We start from the raw sequence: 863 nt of genomic DNA, 5'->3' as shown, positions 1-863 counted from the left end.
GGGTGTCCCCTCGCTGGTGCCGTACAGCGTGCCGTCAGCGAGTGCAAGATCATTCGGGGAGCGATCAGTCCGCCACCACTCCATACGGGCAGCCCGGTCCAGAGCGACGATGCGCTCGTCGGAGCGCCCGTAGAATCTCACTTTGTAGAAATTCATTTCGCAGAAATTTGTTTCTCTAATTCATCGGGCATCCGAGTCGTCCCCTCGACGGTCACAGGCCAGTCGAACCGTCCCGCGATCTCCTCTCGGGGATCCCCCCACGTTTCCGTCGAGCACCGTCTCGAACCCCTCGGGGAATTCGGGGACGCCTCCGACCGCTCGGACCGAACGTGTCCGGGTCTGCTCCGTCAGAGAGGATGTCAATCCTCGAGGCGTTGGAGCGATCGCGTGACGTAGGGACTGTTCTCCCAGCTCCGGTGCGGGCTGATCGTCGTGATCAGCGTTCGAGCCTCCCCGTGACTCAGATGCCCGTTCCGGGCGTAGTCGACGATGAGCCGCGGTGTCGGGACGATCCGCGGCCCCTGGAGGACGGCGTGGATGAGCGGGAAGTTCGTCCCGCCGAACTCGTCGGTGAGAAACCCATCGACGTCAAGCACGTTCGCGAGGACGATGCCGTCGGTTTCACCGTCGTCGAGGCCGAACGTCGGTCGCGAGCCCGGTGTGTCCTCGCGCTCGTAGGGATCCTCGACTGTGTAGTGCCCACGCGCTGCGAGGACGTTGCTCGCGGCTGCTCCGTGGATGTCCTGATACTGCGTGATGTCGCGAAGCTCCGCGACGACTTCCGGAGGCACGAACACGTCACACGACGTGAGGAGGTACTGGAACGGGTCCGGAACGTCGGTGTCGACGGACGCGTCGGCCCT

1 protein-coding gene is annotated in these 863 nt (G+C 64.1%); it reads right to left on the bottom strand.

Annotation, left to right across the window (positions count from 1 at the left end):
* Positions 1 to 359 precede the first annotated feature (359 nt).
* Positions 360 to 863 (bottom strand): hypothetical protein (locus ACQUQ1_RS22495; protein ID WP_435066398.1); only part of this gene is annotated, 504 nt, incomplete at its 5' end.

The sequence above is a fragment of the Halobaculum sp. EA56 genome (assembly GCF_051195075.1).
Taxonomy (GTDB): Archaea; Halobacteriota; Halobacteria; order Halobacteriales; family Haloferacaceae; genus Halobaculum.
Note: the sequence above shows the minus strand (reverse complement) of the source record. Positions and strands in the feature narration are given on the sequence as shown.